This window comes from Allocoleopsis sp., from assembly GCF_036703385.1.
GTDB lineage: Bacteria > Cyanobacteriota > Cyanobacteriia > Cyanobacteriales > Coleofasciculaceae > Allocoleopsis.
The window spans coordinates 1-3571 of the sequence record NZ_DATNPA010000706.1 but is presented as its reverse complement, the minus strand read 5'-3'; the positions used below and the strand labels follow the sequence as shown (position 1 = coordinate 3571).

The 3571-nt window shown below is 44.7% G+C and carries 3 protein-coding genes and 1 pseudogene; all 4 read left to right on the top strand.

The window, feature by feature from the left end:
* Window positions 1–42: 42 nt before the first annotated feature.
* Window positions 43–1602 carry a WD40 repeat domain-containing protein gene (locus tag V6C93_RS33235; RefSeq protein WP_333480965.1) on the top strand — a complete coding sequence of 520 codons (1560 nt, stop codon included), beginning with the start codon at window positions 43–45 and terminating at the stop codon, window positions 1600–1602.
* A 59-nt stretch (window positions 1603–1661) separates the two neighbouring features.
* Window positions 1662–1868 (top strand): annotated as a pseudogene (locus tag V6C93_RS38615) (hypothetical protein); the annotation flags it as partial.
* 40 nt (window positions 1869–1908) lie between these two features.
* On the top strand, window positions 1909–2556 hold the full coding sequence (locus V6C93_RS33230; protein WP_333480964.1) for a type I restriction endonuclease subunit R: 648 nt from the start codon (window positions 1909–1911) through the stop codon (window positions 2554–2556).
* Between the two features lie 350 nt (window positions 2557–2906).
* Window positions 2907–3571, top strand: a 665-nt coding sequence (locus tag V6C93_RS33225) for a DEAD/DEAH box helicase family protein (RefSeq protein ID WP_414644334.1), incomplete at its 3' end; no start/stop codon positions are given.

The following is a 3571-nucleotide window of genomic DNA, read 5'->3' as shown; positions in this document are numbered from 1 at the left end:
AGATTCAGTAGCCGCCAGTAGTGCGATCGCAACTCCTCTTCCATGAAGCGCATCATTTTAACAACAGCAGCCTTGCTAAGTTCCCTCAGCTATTGTGTTCCAAGCATTGCTGCAAATCCCGCCCAGGTTAAACAATTACTCAAAACTAAACAATGTCCTAAGTGTGATTTGGTTGGACTCGACTTGCGTGGCGATCCTGTAGCCGACCCTAATGGGTTTAACCTAATTGGAGCTAACCTTCAGGGAGCCAACTTGAGTGGGGCGCGACTGTCTCTCGTCAACCTTCAGGGAGCCAACTTGAGTAATGCCATTTTACTGGATAGTGATTTACTACGTGCTAACCTCAGTCAGGCAAACTTGAAAGGGGCTGATTTAAGAGCATCAACCCTTAACTTTGCTAACCTCAATGGAGCCGATTTGAGTGGGGCTGATTTGCGGGATGCTTTTCTCAAAGGAACTGTTTTAACAGGTGCAAATTTCACCAATGCGAATCTGCTTCGCGTTAACTTAGATGATAACCAAGGCAAAGATTTATTTAATACTGGTAGTAACATTCCTGCCTCAACTCAGCCTTGGGAAAATGCACGAGTTGTACAAACAATCGGTGAAAATCTAAAGTGGGAGGCTGTGAGTGCGATCGCAATTAGTCCAGATAGTCAAATTCTGGCACTTGGCAGCCATAACTATGCACGGGCTGGTGGTGGGGGTGAGAGTTTTTTCACCCTTTGGAACCTCAAAACTGGAGAACAACTGCTCACCCTATTTAAAGGTTCTATATCCGAATTTTTCGATAGCTCTTCCGATCAAGAAGCACCTGATCGCAGAGTTGGGGGGCTACACGGTGACTATATTTACTCCATTGCATTTAGCCCCGACGGACAAACGATCGCGGCTGGGATGTCTAACAAGACGATTAAACTTTATAACGTCAAAATCGGACAAGAAATTAGAACGCTCAAGGGGCATAAATACGCCGTTCATGCCATTGTCATTACTCCAGATGGGCAGACGCTGATTAGTGGAAGTTCCGACAACACGATTAAGTTATGGAACCTGAAAACGGGACAACTCATCCGCACAATACAGGCGCACGCCAAGCCAGTTCATGCGATCGCACTCAGTGCCGATGGACAATTCCTAGCAAGTGGTAGCGCTGATAAATCGATAAAAGTGTGGCAACTCAAAACAGGAAAACTCCTGAGCCGATTAGTAGACATCGGAGAAATTCGCTCGGTTACCTTTAGCCGAGATGGGCAAACGCTTGCCAGTACTCGTACAGATTACAACGCTCTAAATACTAACAATAATCCAGCTCTGAAATTATGGAATTGGAAATCTGGGAAACAAGTTTCTAATCTTGAAGGAAATTTCTACAAGAATGCGGTTAATGTTACCTTCAGTCCCGACGGGCAAACCTTAGCGAGTTACGTTGCGAATCACGACAATCCTGGAGGGCAACTTGTAAAGATATGGAATTCCAAAACTGGCTCATTAATCCGCACCTTTGGAGGAATTCCTCTTCCCAATCCCATTCTAGCCTTCAGTCCTGACGGACAAGTTTTCATTACCAATATTGGGCCAGCTATCCAAGTTTGGCGCTGATCGTGAAGAGGGCGACGGGTAGCAGGAAGAAGATTTGAGCGTTTGCGATCGCCCCTTTGAAGCGAAACTGTAAGGCGATCGTGGCGAATCCCATCGATAAACCAAATAGTGGTTTTGGCAGCGATACTAATCAAGCCATTTTTCTCGATAAGCAGGGACACCAGGTAAAAATTGAACCATGTCACAAATTACAGCTAGCTCATCATTGGTTTCATTTTGTCCAAACTCTTCCGATCGGCCTTATCTCCGAAATGTTGCAATTATAATTAGACTTGTAACAGATATCCTAACCAAATTGAATGAATTATGGTACAGACCCGTCCTATAGGCAAAACCATCACCAGTCTAGATGACCTTGAGGAAAGGTTTAATCTCCGTCCTACAGAAAATGAACAATTCTTCTGTGAATGGAGTAATAAATTACCCGAACTCAATGACTCTGAAGTCGCTACTTTAGACCAAATTAGAAATAGATTTTATCGCCATAGAAAACGGAGTTCTCTAGCAGAAGGCACGATTAATCAATTGCTAATTTCTCCCTTATTAACCCTAGCTGGTTTATATGACGAACCCTTCTTCGTTACCACAGAACCTGAAGTCGAACTCCTCCTAGAAGACAAAGGCGAACTGCTGCGGGGACGCATCGACACCCTGATTATTCAACAGCAACTCTGGGTATTAGTCGTCGAATCCAAGTCAACCATCGCTTTCTCCGTCGCCCTACCCCAAGCCCTCACTTACATGATGGCAAACCCCAACCTAGAACGCCCCGTTTACGGATTAATCACTAACGGCGATGAATTTCAGTTTATCAAGCTGTTAATTCAAGATAACCCTCAGTACGATTTATCTAATATCTTCTCTTTACTCCTCCCCCGTCGCAATCAACTTTATGACATCATGCGCGTTCTCAAACGGATTAAACAGATTATGATTCAAACATCCGTTGAATAATATCAAATTCAAAGGACGTCAGCTAAAAATTGAGCCTTTGTATAAGAAGCCGTGGCTAATCTGGTGTCTGATAAACTTTTAAAGTTCTCTATCCAACTCTTTAGGGCTTAATTAAGTGCTGTTCAGAGTTACGGTATGCCTCTCCCCTACTTGGAGTAATAAATATAGCTAAAATGTCACAACGCACCAAGTTTTGTAGTATATTAGGCAAACTAGGCTACTGCTGAAAGTGAAACTTAAGAATAAAAAATAGTAGCAGGGGCAGTCGGATAGTGGAGCGGTTCTCAAAGAATATTTATGAAGTTCACAATCAGCATCAAGCTCGGAATTTATATGACGGACGTTCGTTCATACAAATTGAGAACCACTCTCTAAAGGCGTTCTGTGCGGTAGCTGAAGCTAAGGGCAATTACCATCAGCGTTCATCCAAGAGAAATCAGTCCCCGCCAGGATGTCCTAGAATACCCCCCACAATTAAACTACGACAGTATCAGCGGCAAGCTGTGGCGAATTGGTTTGCTTGCTCAGGGCGAGGAACGCTGAAGATGGCGACGGGTAGCGGAAAGACAATTACAGCACTTGCGATCGCAACCCAACTGTATCAAAAAATCGGGTTGCAAGTCTTACTTGTCGTCTGCCCTTACCGCCATCTTGTCACCCAATGGGCGCGAGAATGCCAAACCTTTAACCTGGAACCCATCTTAGCCTTCGAGACTGTTCGCAACTGGCAAAGTCAACTCTCAACGGCACTTTACAACGTTCAGTCTGGCAATCAACCCTTTCTCACTGTCATCACCACCAATTCCACACTCATCGGAGAGGGGTTGCAATCTCAACTCAAGTACTTTCCCGATAAAACGCTGATTATCGGCGATGAAGCCCATAACTTAGGTGCACCCCGCTTAGAGCAAAGTCTGCCTCGAAATATTGGCTTGCGTCTCGCCCTATCCGCCACCCCAGAACGGTACTTTGATGAGCAGGGTACGGAAGTTTTATTGGATTACTTTGGCCCAGT

Excerpts from the sequence above, each read along its gene's own strand:
- V6C93_RS33235 (WP_333480965.1), top strand. The coding sequence starts at position 43 with ATGAAGCGCATCATTTTAACAACAGCAGCCTTGCTAAGTTCCCTCAGC.
- V6C93_RS33230 (WP_333480964.1), top strand. The coding sequence starts at position 1,909 with ATGGTACAGACCCGTCCTATAGGCAAAACCATCACCAGTCTAGATGAC.